Here is a 17,097-nt window from a genome sequence, read left to right as displayed (position 1 = left end):
CTTCTTTATTTTGCAGTGCACCCTGGAACCTTAACCTTTGTGATCTGTTCTTGACGGGCGATGTGCCGAGGACGTGACGATGGCGGATCTGAAGCTGGTTGAGACCGACACTGTCTCCTCGACATCCGGCCACGCCTTGATCTACGCCGCCGTCGTCAAGGACGACCCGGCCGAGCGCTCCTCGCCGATCCCGGCGACCACCAAGCTGCTGTTCGTCACCTCCGAAATGGGCGACTTCATCAAGGCCGGCGGCCTCGGCGAGGTTTCGACCGCTTTGCCCCGCCAATTGCGCGCCTTCTGCGATGTCCGCGTGCTGCTCCCCGGTTTCCGACAGGTGCGTGCCGCAAGGCCGGCGATGGACATCGTCCGCCAGATGCCGCGCACCGCGAGCCTGCCGCCCTGGTCGCTCGGGCGCTTCGCGACGGCAGACGGGCTGACGATCTACGCCGTGCTCTGCGACGAACTCTATGACCGCGAAGGCTCTCCCTACGGCCCCTTCGCCGGCGGAGACTTCGGCGACAACGACCTCCGCTTCGGCCGGCTCTCGCTGGCGGCGGCCGAGATCGCCGCCGGCGAGGCCGATCCCAACTGGAAGCCCGACATCATCCACGTCAATGACTGGCCCTCGTCCCTGGCGCCCGGCTATATGCGCTGGAAGGGCCTGGCGACGCCCTCGATCCTGACGATCCACAACCTCGCCTATCAGGGGCTCTACCAGCCGCAGCGCATGGCCGCGCTCGGCATTCCCGACCTCGCTTTCAACGTCAACGGCGCCGAGTTCCACGGCAAGATCTCGTTCCTGAAGAGCGGCATCTATTACGGCTCGCACGTCACCACCGTCAGCGAGACCTATGCCCACGAGATCACCACGCCCGAGCATGGCTGCGGCCTCGAAGGGCTGCTGAAAACCCGGATGGACGAAGGCCGGCTCACCGGTATCGTGAATGGCATCGACGATAGCTGGAACGCGCTGATCGAAGGCGGCAAGACCTCCGAGCAGATCGTCCGCCAGTGGAAGCGGCGCAACGCCGCCGAGATCCGCAAGACCTTCGAATTGCCGGATTCGCGCGGCCCGCTCTTCTCGATCGTCTCGCGCCTCGTCCACCAGAAGGGCATCGACCTCTCGCTCGAGGCGGCCGAGAGCATCGTCGCCAGCGGCGGCCAGCTCATCGTCACCGGCCGCGGCGAGCCCCGGCTGGAGGAGGCGGTCGAACGGCTGGCACGGCAATATCCGCGCGCCGTCGCCGCCCGCATCGGCTTCGACGACGGTGAGGCGCGCCGGCTTTTCGCCGCCAGCGATTTCTTGCTGATGCCCTCGCGCTTCGAGCCCTGCGGCCTGAGCCAGATGTATGCCCAGCGCTCCGGCGCCCTGCCGATCGCCTATCGCACCGGCGGCCTCGTCGACACCATCGAGGATGGTCTCTCCGGCTTCCTGTTCTCGTCGCTGACCGGCCAGGGCCTGACCTCGGCGGTGGTGCGCGCCTTCGACGCCTTCCGCACCAAGCGGGCCTTCCGGCAGATGCGCGAGCACGCCATGGCCAAGCGCTTCGACTGGCGCCGCCCCACCTTCCGCTATGCCGATGTCTATGCGCGGGCGCTGGCCGCTTGAGCGGGGCTGGTACCCTGGCGCTGGAAGCGGGTATCGTCCCGGACGCAGCGACGCGGAGAGCTGGAATCAGGGCTGGGACCCATGCCTGAACCCCGTTCGGACAAGCTCAGGCACGGACCCCGGGTCAAGCCCGGGATAACCGCGTTGTTCGGTGGGATCTCAGCGTTTCTTGGGCGCCGCCTTGGTCGCTGCCGCCTTGAGCGGAGCGGCGGCCTTCGCAACAGCGACTTTCGGAGCGGTCTTGGCCGCGCCGGCCTCGACCTTGCCCTTCACCGGCGCTTTCGGCTTGGGGATCCCGCCCTTGGGTGCCGGTTCCTTGAGACTCGCCGCGACACGTTCCTCGGCAAGGCGCCAATGTTCGCCGTCGCGTCCGTCGGGGCGTCCCTCCGCCTCCCAGATGGCGTAGGCGGTATCCCTGACGATCTGCTCGCGGCTCATCGACATTCTCCCTGCACCAGGCTGAAACCCGGGGAAACAACCGGGCTGCAAACACTTGGTTCCGTGCGAGAATGAGCGTCGCGGGCAGCATCTTGCGGCCGGAACGGAAAGCGCCTCTGCTGCGTTGCATCATGACCGATTCCGCGAGCGCCGTGGAGTCCTCACCGAACCGGTTCGACCGCCCCTGATGCCCCAGTCTCGCGTCCATTTTCCGTCGCTTCCCCCGCACGATATCCTCCTGCTGGAGGAGGCGCGCCATCCCGACCCCTTCGCCGTGCTCGGCCGGCACCGTGTCGGCGATGAGAGCGTGGTGCGCGCCTTCCTGCCCGGCGCCCATTACGTCGAACTCGTCACCGGCGAGGGCGATACGCGCAAGGCCGTGGCCATGATCGCCGAGGGCAACGGGCTCTTCGAGGCCTTGTGCCCGGCCGACGAGCCCTACCGGCTGCGCGTGTCCTGGCCGGACGGCATCATCGAGGCGGCCGATCCCTATGCCTTCGGCCTGCTGCTTTCCGAGGAGGATATCTATCTCTTCGCCGAAGGCCGGCATTTCGACCTCGCGACCCGCCTCGGCGCCAATCCCCGTGTCTTCGACGGTATCGAGGGCGTGCTCTTCGCCGTCTGGGCGCCGAATGCCTCGCATATCTCCGTCGTCGGCGACTTCAACGGCTGGGACGCCCGCCATCACCCGATGCGCCGGCGCCTCGGCCCGGGCATCTGGGAGCTGTTCGTCCCCGGCATCGGCCCCGGCGCGGTCTACAAATATGCGATCGCCGGCCCGCATGGCGAGCATCTGCCCTGGAAGGCCGACCCGCTCGGCCGCCGGCAGGAGGAGCCGCCACGCACCGGCTCGATCGTCGCCGCCGCGCCGGACTTCGCCTGGAGCGATGCCGAATGGCTGGCGCGGCGCGAGCGCGCCAACCCGGTCAACGAGCCGATGGCGGCCTATGAGGTCCATGTCGGCTCATGGCTGCGCAGCGAATGGGGCCAGATGGGCAGCTGGGACGAGGCGAGCGAGCGCCTGATCCCCTATCTCCGGTACATGGGTTTCAGCCATGTCGAGCTGATGCCGATCACCGAGCATCCTTTCGGCGGCTCCTGGGGCTACCAGCCGCTCGGCCTCTTCGCGCCGACCGCGCGGCTCGGCCCGCCCGAGGCTTTCGCCCGCTTCGTCGATCGCTGCCATGCCGCCGGCATCGGCGTCATCCTCGACTGGGTGCCGGCGCATTTCCCCTCGGACGACCACGGTCTCGCCCGTTTCGACGGCACCGCCCTCTACGAGCACGAGGACCCGCGCCAGGGTTTTCACCGCGACTGGAACACGCTGATCTACAATGTCGGCCGGCGCGAGGTGCGCGGCTTCCTGATCGCCTCGGCGCTATGGTGGGTAGAGACCTTCCATCTCGACGGGCTGCGCGTCGATGCCGTCGCCTCGATGCTCTACCGCGACTACAGCCGCGAGCCCGGCGAATGGGTGCCCAACCAGTATGGCGGGCGCGAGAATCTCGAAGCGGTCTCGTTCTTCCAGGAGCTGAACACTCTGGTCGGCGGCCGCGGGCGCGGCGCCGTTACCATCGCCGAGGAATCGACCGCCTGGCCGGGCGTCACCACCCCGGTCCACCTGGGCGGGCTCGGCTTCCACTTCAAATGGAACATGGGCTGGATGCATGACACGCTGCGCTATTTCGCGCGTGACCCGATCCATCGCGGCCACCATGGCGACGATGTCACCTTCGGACTGATCTATGCCTTCTCGGAGAATTTCGTACTGCCGATCTCGCATGACGAGGTCGTGCACGGCAAAGGCTCGCTGCTGGCGCGCATGCCGGGCGACGACTGGCAGCGCTTCGCCAATCTGCGCCTGTGCCTCGCGCTGATGTGGAGCCATCCCGGCAAGAAGCTTTTGTTCATGGGCTGCGAGTTCGGCGCCGAGCAGGAATGGAATGTCGATGCCCCCTTCCCCTGGCCGGATGATGGCGACACCCGCCGGCGCGGCGCCATGCAGCTCGTCCGCGATCTCAACGCGCTCTACCGCGCGACGCCGGCGCTCTACCGGCTCGACCATGAGCCGGAAGGCTTCGGCTGGGTCATCGCCGACGACAACGCCAATTCCGTCTTCGCCTTCACCCGCTCGGCCGGCGACGGCAAACCGCCGCTCATGGTCGTCGCCAACATGACGCCGGTGCCGCGCCACGACTATCGCATCGGCGTTCCCACCGCCGGCCTCTGGCGCGAGCGGCTGAACAGCGACGCGGACATCTATGCCGGCTCGGGCCTGGGCAATGGCGGGCAGGCGCGTGCGCAAGCGATCCCCGCCCACGGCCAGCGGCAATCGCTCTCGCTGACCCTGCCGCCGCTGGCGCTGATCGTGCTGGAGCATGGAAGTGCCGGCGGCTAGTGGTGGCTGGATTTCTCATGGCGGCCCGGTTCCGATGACAGACCTCGTGTGGAGCGCACGATGAGCGACGACATCCTGCGCCAGCTTGCAACCCGCGCCGGCATCGCGCCTGAATGGACGGACCAGACCGGCGCGCAGCGTCAGGTTTCGCCCGAGAGTCTGCGCGCCATCCTCGCCGCGCTCGGCCTGCCGGCCGACAATGACGAAGCGTTGCGCAATTCGCTTTCGCTCGCCGAAGGCGGCTCTATGGGCCTGGGCTCCCGCTTCACCACCGCGCGCATCGGCCAGCCGGTCGGCCTGCCGCTCAGGGGCGAGCCGGGACAATCCGTCGAGGTCACGCTCGAAAGCGGGGCTCGCCGCGTCGTGACGACGATCGAAGGCTATGAGGGCGCGCTGACCCTGCCGCCCTTCGACGAACCCGGCTATCACACCGTGCACGCCGCTGAGGGCGACTTCACCGTCGCGACCGCGCCGGAACGCTGCATCACCTTCGCCGATCTGAACGATGGCAGGCCGGGCTGGGGCCTCGCCGCCCAGATCTATTCCCTGCGCAGCGCGGAGGATGGCGGCATCGGCCATTTCGGCGGCGTCGCCGCGCTCGGCCGCGCTGCCGCTGCCCGCGGAGCAGACGCGCTGGCGATCAGCCCCGTCCACGCTCTCTATGGCGCCCTGCCCGCTTTGTTCAGCCCCTATTCGCCCTCGACGCGGCTGTTCTACAACCCGCTCCATGCCGACCCGGCCGCTGCATTGCCGGACGCACTGATCCGGGACGTCATCGCGCGACAAGGGCTGGCGGAGGAGATGGCTCGCCTCTCCGCCTTGGCCCAGATCAACTGGCTTTCCGCCACGCCGGCCCGGCAGAGACTGCTGCGCGCCCTGTTCGACGCCTTGCGCGATCCCGCTGCAAGCGGAACCGAGGCCGCCCGCGCCGATTTCGAGCGCCATCTCGCCGAGGCCTCTCCGCTGCTGCGAGGCCATGCGATCTTCGAGGCGCTGCATGCCATCGAATTGACGCGCGATCCGACCGTCAAAAGCTGGCGCGAATGGCAGCCCGCCTACCGCCACCCCGACAACCCCGAGGTTGCGGCCTTCGCGGCCGAGCATGCCGACGAGATCGCCTATCAGGTCTTCCTGCAATGGCTCACCGGCCGCTCCTATGGAGAAGCCCAGCGCGCCTGCCGCGAGGCCGGCATGAAGGTCGGGCTGATCGCCGATCTCGCCATCGGCATGGACGGTGCCGGCAGCCATGCCTGGAGCCGGCCGGACGACATCCTGCATGGGCTCAGCATCGGCGCCCCGCCCGACTACTACGCCGCAGAGGGGCAGAACTGGGCCCTGACGACCTTCTCGCCACGCGGCCTCGCCGCCACCGGCTATGCGCCCTTCATCGAGACGCTGCGGGCGAGCCTGCGCTATGTCGGCGGCATCCGCATCGACCATGTCATGGGGATGAGCCGGCTCTGGCTGGTGCCGGAGGGCGCGAGCGCGCTGGAAGGCGCCTATGTCGGCTTCCCCTCCGAGACGCTGTTCCGGCTGATCGCGCTCGAATCCTGGCGCCACCGCGCCATCGTCATCGGCGAGGATCTCGGCACGCTGCCCTATGGCTTCCGCGATTACCTGCACGAGCAAGGCGTCGCGGGCCTGCGCGTGCTGCGCTTCGAACGCACCGATCACGGCTATGTCCCGCCGCGGGAATGGGACGCCGGCGCGGTCGCGCTGACCAGCACCCACGACCTCGTGCCGACCGCCGGCTGGTGGGCCGGCTCCGACATCGACCCGGTCGATGATGGCGTCGACCATCAGGGCATTCGCGCCTGGGATCGCGGCCTGCTCTGGGGCTCGTTCCAGAATGCCGGCCTCGTCGAGGGCGAGCGGCCGGAGCCGGACAACACCGACCCGGTCGTCGACGCCGCGATCCGCTACGTCGCCGCCACACCCTGCACGCTGAAGATCCTGCCGATGGAAGACGCGCTCGGCATCAGGACCCAGCCCAACGTGCCCGGCACCATCACCGAAAAGCCGAACTGGCGGCATCGGCTCGAAGGCGATGCGGATGCTTTGCTGGATGACGCGAAGGTGCGGCAGCGGCTGGCCCATCTCGGGCCGGAGCGCGAGGACGCCTGATAGCCCCGCACGCGCTGCCGTCTGAAGCGCGGGAGCCCTCTCCCACTCGGGAGAGGGCTCCCGCGCCCTTGCTGGCAAACTCTCAAGCAGTCGCCCGCCCCTCGACGATCTCCGCGATCGCCTCCAGCATCCGCGTGTCATCGCCCGCCAGCCCCTCCATCGCCGCCATGCGCTGGATCACCGTCGCGGCGACGGCCTCCTCCACCGTATCCTCGGCATAGGCGTAGAAGATCGTCGCGTGCTGGCCGTCGCGGTGGCAGCGCCCCTCGATCTGCTGGAGCTGGATCGCGCTGTGGCGCATGTCGTGGATCACCAGCGCCCGCTCGCGCTCGCCGCCCGGCATCTCGCCGCGATGCAGCGAGATCGACTCGGTCACGGTGAAGATCACCGCGTCGAGCTGCCCGGTCTGGAAGGCGATGCGGGTCTCCTCGTTCTGCGCGCCGGAATGCTCGCCGTTGATTTCAGCCGTACGCCAGCCGCGCCCGCGCAAGGTTTCCGCGAGCATCGCGCTGGTCTCGAGGAAAGCGACGGAGATCGCGACCTGCTCGTCGTTGCCGAGCAAATCCTCGCAGAAATCGGCCGTGCCGGCGATGCGCAGCAGGCTTCCCTTCTGGCGGAAGCGCAGATCGGCCGCCCAGCCCTGCGGCTTGCGCGTCGAGCCGCCGGCAAGCCCGAGCTCCTTGCGGAATTCGCGCCAGGTCGCCTCGTAGAGCTTGCGGGACGGCGCATCCAGCGCGACCGGCGCAAGCTCCCGCTGCACCTCCGGCCAACCGGCGATCTCCTCGGGCCGGCGGCGCAGGCCGATGGCATTCGCGCCGCGATAGAGCAGATCGGCCATCACCTTGCGGTCGGTCTCGTTCGGCTCCCAGCTCCAGTTCTTCCAGCGCCCCTTGGCCCGGCCGATCTTCAATCGCTTCATCAGCGCGCGAAAACCATCGAGATCGGCCGAGGGCATGCCCGCAGCCTTGGCCAGCAGGCCCGCGAGATAGGAGAGCTCATGCGGCGACTGCCCGGCGGTCGCGCTCATATAGATCGTGAAATCGGCGGCCGCCGCCATCTGCCGGCAGACCAGCCCTTGCTGCGAATACGGGTTGCGGATGCGGTGTGCCTCGTCGATCACCACGAGCGGCCAGATGCGCTTGGGCGTGCCGAGCTTCGCCAGCTCGTTGTTCTTGGCGCGGGTCGAGCGCTTCTTCGAGTCCGCCGGCGGGGCGAGCAGCGACTTCGTCTTCTCGAAATTCATCAGCGTCACCCGCTTCGCCGGCAGGCCGGACAGCGCGATGGTGCGCCGCCATTGCGGGATCGCCCCCTTCGGGCAGATCACCAGGATCTCCTCCTCCGGCATGGCCGAGAGCGCGAGCCAGGCCGAGAGCGTCTTGCCGAGCCCGGTGAGGTCGCCGAGAAGGAAGCCGGCCGCCCCCTTCGCCCGTGCGGCCAGGATGGCGTCGCGCGCGACGAGCTGATGCGGATGGGGGATGAAGGTCATGGGCGACGAAGCGTGGTTCCGGCAGACGGCGCCACAGATGCCCTGATCGTCCGGCATGGCGCATCCCGCTCTCTTGGCACTGGCGAAAGCCGGCGTCCACCGGCACTGTGCCGGCCTCGAATCCGGGAGAGGACCGACGATGACCCGCGCGCAGGCGATTGCGAAAGCTCAGGACTATTTCGATTCAGGCCGCATGAAGAGCGACCTCGCACGCCTCGTCGCGATGCCCAGCGAAAGCCAGAACCCCGATCGCGCGCCCGTCCTCTCCGAATATCTCGATCTGGAGATGCGCCCGCTGCTGGAGAGGCTCGGCTTCGCCTGCCGCATCCTGACCCATCCCAAGGCCAAGGGCCCCTTCCTCTATGCCGAGCGCATCGAGGACCCTGCCCTGCCGACCATCCTCGGCTACGGCCATGGCGACGTCATCCGCGGCCTCGACGCGCAATGGAGCGAAGGCCTCTCACCTTGGAAGCTCGTCGAGAAGAACGGCCGCTGGTACGGCCGCGGCGTCGTCGACAACAAGGGTCAGCACCTGATCAACCTGAACGGCCTGCGCACCGTGCTGGAGACGCGCGGCAAGCTCGGCTTCAACGCCAAATATCTGATCGAGATGGGCGAGGAATCGGGCTCGCCCGGCCTGCGCGAGCTCTGCGCCGACGAGGCCGAGCTGCTCAAGGCCGATATCCTGATCGCCTCGGACGGGCCGCGCCTCAATGCCGAGCGCCCGACGGTGTTCTTGGGCGCCCGCGGCGTCATCACCTTCGACCTGCAGATCAAGGCCCGCGATGCCGGCCACCATTCCGGCAATTGGGGCGGACTGCTGTCCGATCCGGCGATCCAGCTCGCCCATGCCATCGCCTCGATCACCTCGCCCACCGGCCAGATCCGCATCCATGAATGGGTGCCGAAGGAGTTGCCCGCCGCGGTGCGCCGCGCGGTCGCCGATTGCGAGGTCGATGGCGGCCCCGACGGCCCGCAGATCGATCCGAACTGGGGCGAGGCCGGCCTCACGCCCGCCGAACAGGTCTTCGGCTGGTGCTCCTTCGATGTGCTCGCGATGAAGTCCGGCGTGCCGGAAACGCCGGTCAACGCCGTCCCGCCGAGCGCCTGGGCCCGCTGCGGCCTGCGCTTCGTCGTCGGCATCGACCCGCATGACGTCGTTCCGGCGCTGCGCCGTCATCTCGACCGCCACGGCTTCCCGATGGTCGAGATCGTCACGCCCGGCACGGAGCGCTTCGGCGCGACGCGGCTCGATCCGGACGATGCCTGGGTGCAGTTCACCATCGATTCGATCGCGAAGAGCACGGGCAAGAAGCCGGCGCTGCTGCCCAATCTCGGCGGCTCCCTGCCCAACGACATCTTCGCCGAGATCCTGAAATTGCGCACGATCTGGGTGCCGCATTCCTATCCCGGCTGCCAGCAGCACGCCCCGGACGAGCACCTGCCCATCGCCATCGCCCGCGAGGGGCTGACCGCCATGGCCGGGCTCTACTGGGACATCGGCTCGGGCGAGGCGCCCGCAGTCTAGGCGCAGCGGACTTTCAGGGAATGCACCGTCGTTCCGGGACAAGCCATCCTCGGGCCGACCTTTGGTCGGAACCGAGGAGGAGCCCCGCGGCGCCGATCCCGGATCCGTTGTCAGGCGCCGTGTTCTGCGATGGATTTCGGCCATAAGCAGCATGTCCCGCAGTGACGGCCGCCTGCAACAAGTGGCGACGGCGCCACACCTGTCATTAACGAAGTGCAAACCATGTTTTGGCGATTCTCCCTGGCACGAGATTTGTTAGCCTTGGCGAATCACAGCGGGGATTCGACGCATGCGGTCTATGCAGTTGTCTCTGGGCGTCCTGCTCTTGGTTATGGTCGGCCTCCTCGGTTTCGAGGCCGCCAACGCGGCTGATCTCACAACTCCCCTGGCCTATGCGCCGCCAGCCGTCGGGGTCGGCCTGATCTCTGAGCTGCGTGGCGGCGTTCTCGCGCATAATCCCGCCGGACGAGAGAGCGGCAGCGCGGACGTCAATCTCGAGCTCCTCTTCGTCAAGCCGTTCCAGCCGGCCGATCCGGTGATGGCGTTCTTCGTGCCGCGCATCCATCTCGGCACCACCATCAACACCGCCGGCGATACCAGCCATGTCTATGCCGGCTTCACCTGGACCTATGACTTCACCGACAAGCTCTTCGCCGAAGCCAGCTTCGGCCTGGGCTTCCACAATGGCAAGACGAGCGACTTCGTTCCACGGAACAGGCTCGCCCTCGGTTGCTCGCCTCTGTTTCGTGAATCCGCCTCGCTGGGCTACCGCATCAGCCAGAACTGGAGCGTCATGGCCACGGTCGAGCATTTGTCGAACGCCGGCCTCTGCAACGACAATCAGGGCATGACCAATTACGGCGTGCGCGTCGGCTACGTCTTCTGAGGATCCGGCCGGACGCCCCTCACTCCTGCGGCTGGCGCGGATCGCGCCCGGGCGGCAGGTCGACGGGCGTGGCCGGAGGAGCTTCCGGCGGCGCATTGGGCGGCAGCTCCGGCGGCGGCTCGGTCGGGATGCCCTGAGGCTCCGCATCGGGCGGAACCTCGACCGGCGGCGCCGGCGGCACCTGGCCCGGCGTCAAGGGCGGTGCCTCCGGCGGCGGCTCGGGAACGGCTGGAGTGTTACCGGGCCCGGCAGCGAGCCCATGATTAGCTATCATCATTTGCGATCGACCTTCCTGCGAAGGGAACGTCGCAATCGCGCAAAGGTTCGTCCGCCGCCGGCCGGCAAGCCGAGACAGCCCCCTATCGCCCGCGCAGGCACGCCGGAATGGAAGCTCCTAGTCCGCCTTCGGGCCGTCGTCCCGTAGCTCTTTCGGCGGCGGCGGTCGTCCGGCGACCCAGCGCTCCACCGAATGGTCGAGGAAGAGCAGGACCAGCGCCAGCACCGTCGCGGCTCCGGCGACCTGCCAATGCCCGAGTCCGGCCGCGCAGCCCAGCGCCGCCGTGACCCAGATCGCGGCCGCCGTCGTCAGCCCGTGCGGCATCAGGTCGTTGTTGCGGCGGATGATCAGCCCGGCCCCGAGAAAACCGATCCCGGTCAGGACGCCCTGAACGATGCGGCTTGCCGCGTCGGGATGCAGCGTCTCGCTGAACAGGCTGGAAACCGCTGCGGTCCCCAGCCCGACGAGGCCGAAGGTCCGGATGCCGACATTCTTGTGCCGCACCGTCCGCTGCCAGCCGATGACGAGGCCGGCGGCCATGCCGATCACCAATCGAAGAAGCTGTTCGGCTTCCACCGCCGCCCCCATCCGCTCACTGCCCGATCCCGGCCGATCCACCATGAGCCGGAGGCTGCCCTCCGGTCCAGTGGCACAATGGGCTCGCCCCCGGTTTCCGAGGGTTCCGGGACGGTGAAGCGGCAGCGCGAATGTCGCGCGACGACATGAACCGCGCGAGGCTTTCGCAGGCTCGCCTCATCCCCGGCCCGCCGCAAGGCACAGTGCCTTCCGGAGTTCAGGCTTTTGATTTTTCAGGAAAATCCGTGGTGGGTGATGTAGGGCTCGAACCTACGACCCGCTGATTAAGAGTCAGCTGCTCTACCAACTGAGCTAATCACCCATACGCCACGAAGCGTCGCCGTCGCGGCGGTGATGGCCGCGTCAGGCAGGGGGCGTGTAGCAAAGGCCCCCCGCCCTGTCCACCCATCCATGACAGAAATTTTGCAGGCCCGCCGAATTTCTGCGACGTGCCTGTGAATTGTCACGCCGCGCGGCGGTTGAGCAGGTGATAGAGCGCGATCGCGCCGAAGGTCGCCGTGCCGATGCCGCCGAGCTCGTAGCCGAAGATCGGCAGCTTGAGGTCGCCCGCGCCGAGGATCAGCGCGGTCGCGACGGTGATCAGGTTCTTCGGCTCGGAGAAATCGACCTTGTTCTCGACCCAGATCCGGCCCGCCGTGGCGGCGATCAGGCCGAAGACCACGACCGCGAGCCCGCCCAGCACCGCGACGGGGATCGTCCCGATCACCGCGCCGAATTTCGGCGAGAAGCCGAGCAGGATCGCGATGATGCCGGCCGCGACAAAGACCAGCGTCGAATAGACCCGCGTCACCGCCATCACGCCCATGTTCTCGGCATAGGTGGTGACACCGGTTCCGCCGCCCGCGCCCGCGATCACGGTGCCCAGCCCGTCGGCGATGAAGCCGCGGCCGATCAGATGGTCGAAATTGCGCCCGGTCATCACCGAGATGCCTTTGATATGGCCGAGATTCTCCGCGACCAGGATGATCGCGACCGGCACGATCAGCGCCATCGCCTTGGTGTCGAAAACCGGCGCCACGAAATGCGGCAGTCCGAACCAGGCGGCCGCGCCGATCTTGCCAAAATCGATCGCCTGCGCGCCGAAGCTCGGCGCGGTCAGTGCGTAGAGGATATAGGCGGCAAGCCCGCCGATCAGCACGGGCAGGCGCTGCGCCAGGCCGCGCCCATAGACCGCGACCAGCGCCACCGCGACGACGGTGAAGAGCGCAATCCACTTGGTATAGGGGCTGGCCGAGATCATGCCGATCGCGACCGAGGTCAGGTTGAGGCCGATCGCGGCGACGACGGCGCCGGTCACCACCGGCGGCAGCAGCGTCTCGATCCAGCGCGTGCCCACCGCCTGCACGATAGCGCCGATCACCGCATAGACCACGCCGCAGGCGATGATGCCGCCGAGGGCCACGCCGATATTCGGATTGGGGCCGGTGCCGGCATAGCCCGTCGCCGCGAGGACGACGCCGATGAAGGCGAAGGAGGAGCCGAGATAGCTCGGCAACTGCCCGCGCGTGATGACGAAGAACAGCAGCGTCGCGATGCCCGAGAAGAAGATCGCGACATTGGGGTCGAAGCCCATCAGCAACGGCGCGAGCACGGTCGAGCCGAACATCGCAACGACATGCTGCAGGCCGGCGACGACGGTTTGTCCCGCCGGCAGCCGCTCATCGGGCAGCACGGCGCCCGAGGTCTTCAAGGTCCAGTTCGGAAAATAGCCCATCGCCATCGCTCCCCCAAAAGATCGCGTCGTGCTCGCGCGAACCCGTGCGAGTACGATCAAACGTGATCGTTACCAGGAAGCCTGGAGCGTCGCTCCAGGTCGCCGGGGAGCGACCGCACCGGAAGAGCAGATGAAGGCAAGAGCGGGGCCGGCGCCAGATGGCGCCGGCGTCATCCACCGGAATCAGGAGAAATCGGCCATCATACCCCGGGCTTGCCCCGGCAATCCCCTCCCCCTTTGCGGGAGAGGGTCAGGGTGAGGGCTCTCGCGACGCCGATCGCGAGCCGAACACCGCAGCTTCGGACCTGCGCGACCCCTCATCCGGCCCTGAGGGCCACCTTCTCCCGCAAGGGGAGAAGGTATTGCGCCTTACTCTGCCGCCTGTGCGTGCAGGCGCCCGCCCCGCGCGATCAGCTTGTTGAGCGCCACCAGATAGGCCTTGGCCGAAGCGACCAGCGTATCCGGATCGGCGCCGCGGCCGGTGACCGACGAGCCGTCGCGAGAGAGCCGCACCGTCACCTCGGCCAGCGCATCGGTGCCCTCGGTCACGGCATGGACGTCGTAGAGCTCCAGCGCCACCTCATGCGGCACGATCGCCTTGATCGCATTGAAGATGGCGTCGATCGGCCCGTTGCCTTCGACCTCCTCGGTGACGTGACGACCCTCGACGTCCAGCTTCATGGTGGCGCGCTGGGGGCCGCGCGTGCCGGCGATCACCGTCAGCGATTCCAGCTTGATCCGGTCATGAGCGGTGGCGATGTTCTCGTCGACCAGCGCCTCGATATCCTCGTCGTAGACATGCTTTTTGCGGTCGGCCAGCGCCTTGAAGCGGGTGAAGGCGTCCTCGAGCTGGTTGTCGCCCAGCTCGTAGCCCATCTCCTTCAGCTTGGAGCGGAAGGCGGCGCGGCCGGAATGCTTGCCCATCACCAGCGAGGTCTTGGTCACGCCGACCGAGGCCGGAGTCATGATCTCATAGGTGGTGTTGTTCTTCAGCATGCCGTCCTGGTGGATGCCGCTCTCATGGGCGAAGGCGTTCCGGCCGACGATCGCCTTGTTGTACTGCACCGGGAAGGAGCAGGCCCCGGAGACCGCCTTCGAGACGCGCATCAGCTGCGTCGCGTCGATCCCAGTCTCGTAGGGCAGCACATCGCCGCGTACGCGCAGCGCCATCACGATCTCTTCCAGCGCCGCATTGCCGGCGCGCTCGCCGATGCCGTTGATGGTGCATTCGACCTGCCTTGCGCCGCCCTCGATCGCCGCCAGCGAATTGGCGACCGCGAGGCCCAGATCATTGTGGCAATGGGCCGAGAAGATCGCCTTGTCGGCATTCGGGACGCGCTCGCGGACCGCCTTGAACATGGCGCGGTATTCGTCGGGCGTGGCATAGCCGACCGTGTCGGGCAGGTTGATCGTGGTCGCGCCGGCCTTGATCGCGGTCTCGACTGCGCGGCAGAGATAATCGATCGGCGTGCGCGTGGCATCCATGCCGGACCACTCGACATCCTCGACCAGGTTGCGGGCCTGCGTCACCGTCGCGGTGATGATGTCCAGCACTTCCTGCTGGCTCTTGCGCATCTGGTATTCCAGATGGATCGGCGAGACCGAGACGAAGGTGTGGATGCGCGGCTTCGCGGCATGGCGCACCGCTTCGCCGGCGCGGGCGATATCGGCGCTGATCGCGCGGGCGAGGCCGGCAACCGTGGCGCGCTTCAGCCGGCGCGCGATCTCCGAGACGGCCTCGAAATCGCCTTCCGAGGCGATCGGAAAGCCGGCCTCGATGATGTCCACGCCCATGATGTCGAGAGCGTCGGCGACCTCCAGCTTCTCCTCGAAGGTCATCGTGGCGCCCGGGCACTGCTCGCCGTCGCGCAAGGTGGTGTCGAAAATCAGCACGCGCTCTTTCGAGGAGCCGCCGGTCTGGGTCGGGTTCGTCATGGTCTGCTTCCGGTGTCGGTGCGCCGCTGCGGTCGATGAGGGCGCGGGGTTTCTATTGGCGGTTCTCGTCAATCCCCTGAGCGCCCAGGCAGCATGCCCGGCCGGCCCTCAGGGGCGGCTAAGGAGAAGAAGGCCAAGAAGCGAAAGCGGAGCGCGAGCGCACATGCCGACGATCTGCGCAGCGGCGCAGTCCTTCGTCAGGTCATGGCGGGCGGTCGAAACCACGGGCGTTCCTCAAATCGACGGGACAGGATGTAACCGAAAGAACCGCCCGAGCGCAAGCATGTGTCTCATGCCTCGCAGGACAAATGACAGAGGCCCTCTGTGGATTATGCTGCCGTTGCGCGATTCGGCCGGCGGTCGCGCCGCGCTGGAGACCCGGCCTCGCGCTGCCGGAGACCCGCGCCCATGATGCGCTACGACCGCCCCGCCATCGGGCTCGCCTTCTGCCTCACCGGCCTTGCCGGCTTCGTCGACGCGCTCGGCTTCCTCAGTCTCGGCGGCTTCTTCGTTTCCTTCATGAGCGGTAACACCACCCGCTTCGCGATCGAGCTCGCGGGGCGCCATGCCGGTGGCATCGCGCTGGCGGCGATAATCCTCGGGCTCTTCGTCGGCGGCGTCATCTGCGGCTCGCTCGCCGGGCATTTCGGGCATCGACGGCGCAAGGCGTCGGTGCTGGCCTTCGTGACCTTCGCCCTCCTGATCTCGGCCTCGCTCGACAGGTTGGGCCTGAGCATGGCCGGAGCCGGCGTCCTGGCGCTGGCCATGGGCGCCGAGAACGGCGTCTTCCAGCGCGACGGCGAGGTCTCGATCGGGCTGACCTACATGACCGGCACGCTGGTGAAGATGGGCCAGCGCATCGCCGGCGCCCTGCTCGGCGGGCCGAAGCTCGCCTTCCTGCGCCATTTCATCCTCTGGCTCGGCCTGCTCGGCGGCGCGATCATGGGCGCCGTGGCCCATGGCCGGATCGGGCTGGACGCGATCTGGCTCGCAGCGGCGGCCGCGGCGGTCTTCACCGTGCTGGCCCTCTTCATCCCCGAACACGACTAGATTTTGGTTGGAGCAATGCTAAGCTGCCCCAACGTCACCTATGCCGGAAAGTGACGGGACCGGACGGACGAAGTCCGGTCGGGCGACCGGTTCGAGCGCTGGGGACAGTCATGCGGCAAGCGATCTTGGGCGCGCTCACCCTCTTTGCCCTCGCGGTGCCGGCGGCCCTCACCGCGCAGACGGCCCCATCGCAGGAGAAGCTGAGGCGCGGCGAATACCTCGCGAACATCATGGATTGCGCCGGCTGCCACACGCCCGGCATCTTTCTCGGCAAGCCGGACATGCAACGCCGGCTGGCGGGATCGGAGGTCGGCTTTCACATTCCGGGCCTCGGCACCTTCTTTCCGCCCAATCTCACATCCGACCATGAGACGGGGCTGGGCTCCTGGTCGGAGGCTGACATCGTCAAGGCCGTCCGCCTGGGAACCCGGCCCGACGGCCGCATCCTCGCTCCCGCCATGCCCTACAAGGCCTATGGCAAGCTGAACGACGCCGACGCTTTCGCGCTCGCTGCCTATCTCAAGAGCCTGAAGCCCATCGCGAACCGGGTCCCGGCGATCGTCGGCCCCGACGAAAAGGCGACCGCTCCCCGCCTCTCCGTCGTCATGCCGCAATAGAGAGCGGGTCGAGCGGCCGCGCGATTTCACTGATCGCGAGAATCAGACATCGTCGGCTCGACTTGCATCTGCGGAGTTTTCCGATGCGCCATCTGCCTGTTCTTGCATTCTCCGCCATCCTGCTGTCGGCCTGCCAGACGGCTTCCGTCGCGACACCGCCCGCCCCGCCGCCTGAACAGGCAGCGCCGGGCGTGACGCCCTCGACCTTCCACATGCCGACGGGCTCGGGCTGCGCCGGCGAGATCGCCCGCTTCCAGGCCGTGCTCGACAACGACGTCGCCATCGGCCACACGACGAAGAGCGTGCATGATCGCGCCAGTGCCGATCTCAGCCGCGCCAGCGCGACCTGTTCCGCCGGGAACGAGGGCGCAGCGCTGGGCCAGCTCCACGCGACCAAGACGAAGTTCGGCTATCCGGGCTGAGTCGTAAAACCCCCGC

General features: G+C 67.7%; 14 protein-coding genes and 1 tRNA gene. 8 read left to right on the top strand and 7 right to left on the bottom strand.

Annotated elements, in window-relative coordinates; all coding sequences use genetic code 11:
- Positions 1–79: 79 nt before the first annotated feature.
- On the top strand, positions 80–1,609 hold the full coding sequence (gene glgA / locus GGC47_RS07445) for a glycogen synthase GlgA (RefSeq protein ID WP_142021852.1): 1,530 nt from the start codon (positions 80–82) through the stop codon (positions 1,607–1,609).
- Between the two features lie 159 nt (positions 1,610–1,768).
- On the opposite strand, the gene GGC47_RS07440 is transcribed toward glgA, so the two are convergent.
- Positions 1,769–2,047: a DUF2934 domain-containing protein gene (locus GGC47_RS07440; protein WP_370954322.1), complete on the bottom strand. Its 279-nt coding sequence runs from the start codon at positions 2,045–2,047 to the stop codon at positions 1,769–1,771.
- Between the two features lie 187 nt (positions 2,048–2,234).
- Here GGC47_RS07440 and glgB point away from each other — a divergent pair, with 187 nt between their 5' ends.
- The gene (gene glgB / locus GGC47_RS07435) at positions 2,235–4,445 is read left to right on the top strand and encodes a 1,4-alpha-glucan branching protein GlgB (RefSeq protein ID WP_142021850.1); all 2,211 of its coding nucleotides are present in this window, start codon (positions 2,235–2,237) and stop codon (positions 4,443–4,445) included.
- 60 nt (positions 4,446–4,505) lie between these two features.
- On the top strand, positions 4,506–6,569 hold the full coding sequence (malQ, locus tag GGC47_RS07430) for a 4-alpha-glucanotransferase (RefSeq protein WP_142021849.1): 2,064 nt from the start codon (positions 4,506–4,508) through the stop codon (positions 6,567–6,569).
- Between the two features lie 82 nt (positions 6,570–6,651).
- Here the strand turns inward: malQ and GGC47_RS07425 are convergent, their stop codons facing one another.
- Entirely contained in the window at positions 6,652–8,112 is a 1,461-nt protein-coding gene (locus GGC47_RS07425) for an SNF2-related protein (protein ID WP_429067511.1), read from the bottom strand.
- An 82-nt stretch (positions 8,113–8,194) separates the two neighbouring features.
- Here GGC47_RS07425 and GGC47_RS07420 point away from each other — a divergent pair, with 82 nt between their 5' ends.
- Both GGC47_RS07420 and GGC47_RS07415 read left to right on the top strand, forming a co-directional pair.
- Positions 8,195–9,583, top strand: coding sequence for a M20 family metallopeptidase (locus GGC47_RS07420; RefSeq protein ID WP_142021848.1), 1,389 nt, complete (start codon positions 8,195–8,197; stop codon positions 9,581–9,583).
- Positions 9,584–9,881: 298 nt separating this feature from the next.
- Entirely contained in the window at positions 9,882–10,469 is a 588-nt protein-coding gene (locus GGC47_RS07415; RefSeq protein WP_248311082.1) for an acyloxyacyl hydrolase, read from the top strand.
- Between the two features lie 19 nt (positions 10,470–10,488).
- On the opposite strand, the gene GGC47_RS07410 is transcribed toward GGC47_RS07415, so the two are convergent.
- From GGC47_RS07410 to GGC47_RS07390, 5 genes are all read right to left on the bottom strand, one after another.
- Positions 10,489–10,665, bottom strand: a complete 177-nt coding sequence (locus GGC47_RS07410; protein WP_185747939.1) for a hypothetical protein — start codon at positions 10,663–10,665, stop codon at positions 10,489–10,491.
- Between the two features lie 198 nt (positions 10,666–10,863).
- Complete coding sequence (locus tag GGC47_RS07405) at positions 10,864–11,367, bottom strand: MgtC/SapB family protein (protein WP_248312498.1); 504 nt, start codon at positions 11,365–11,367, stop codon at positions 10,864–10,866.
- 201 nt (positions 11,368–11,568) lie between these two features.
- Positions 11,569–11,644: transfer RNA gene (locus GGC47_RS07400), tRNA-Lys, on the bottom strand.
- 141 nt (positions 11,645–11,785) lie between these two features.
- A complete protein-coding gene (locus GGC47_RS07395) occupies positions 11,786–13,063 on the bottom strand; it encodes a solute carrier family 23 protein (protein WP_142021847.1) in 1,278 nt (425 codons plus the stop codon).
- A gap of 363 nt (positions 13,064–13,426) precedes the next feature.
- The gene (locus tag GGC47_RS07390) at positions 13,427–14,992 is read right to left on the bottom strand and encodes a 2-isopropylmalate synthase (protein WP_112764027.1); all 1,566 of its coding nucleotides are present in this window, start codon (positions 14,990–14,992) and stop codon (positions 13,427–13,429) included.
- A 408-nt stretch (positions 14,993–15,400) separates the two neighbouring features.
- Between GGC47_RS07390 and GGC47_RS07385 the strand changes: the two genes are divergently transcribed.
- The 3 genes from GGC47_RS07385 (at position 15,401) to GGC47_RS07375 (ending at position 17,081) form a co-directional block, all read left to right on the top strand.
- Complete coding sequence (locus tag GGC47_RS07385) at positions 15,401–16,042, top strand: YoaK family protein (RefSeq protein ID WP_142021846.1); 642 nt, start codon at positions 15,401–15,403, stop codon at positions 16,040–16,042.
- Positions 16,043–16,152: 110 nt separating this feature from the next.
- The gene (locus tag GGC47_RS07380; RefSeq protein WP_112764025.1) at positions 16,153–16,659 is read left to right on the top strand and encodes a c-type cytochrome; all 507 of its coding nucleotides are present in this window, start codon (positions 16,153–16,155) and stop codon (positions 16,657–16,659) included.
- An 83-nt stretch (positions 16,660–16,742) separates the two neighbouring features.
- Positions 16,743–17,081 (top strand): hypothetical protein, encoded by a 339-nt coding sequence (locus tag GGC47_RS07375; protein WP_038358732.1) that lies wholly within the window; start codon positions 16,743–16,745, stop codon positions 17,079–17,081.
- The last annotated feature ends 16 nt before the right edge of the window (positions 17,082–17,097 follow it).

This window comes from Allobosea sp. OAE752 (genome assembly GCF_050433265.1).
GTDB lineage: Bacteria > Pseudomonadota > Alphaproteobacteria > Rhizobiales > Beijerinckiaceae > Allobosea > Allobosea spartocytisi.
Note: the sequence above shows the minus strand (reverse complement) of the source record. Positions and strands in the feature narration are given on the sequence as shown.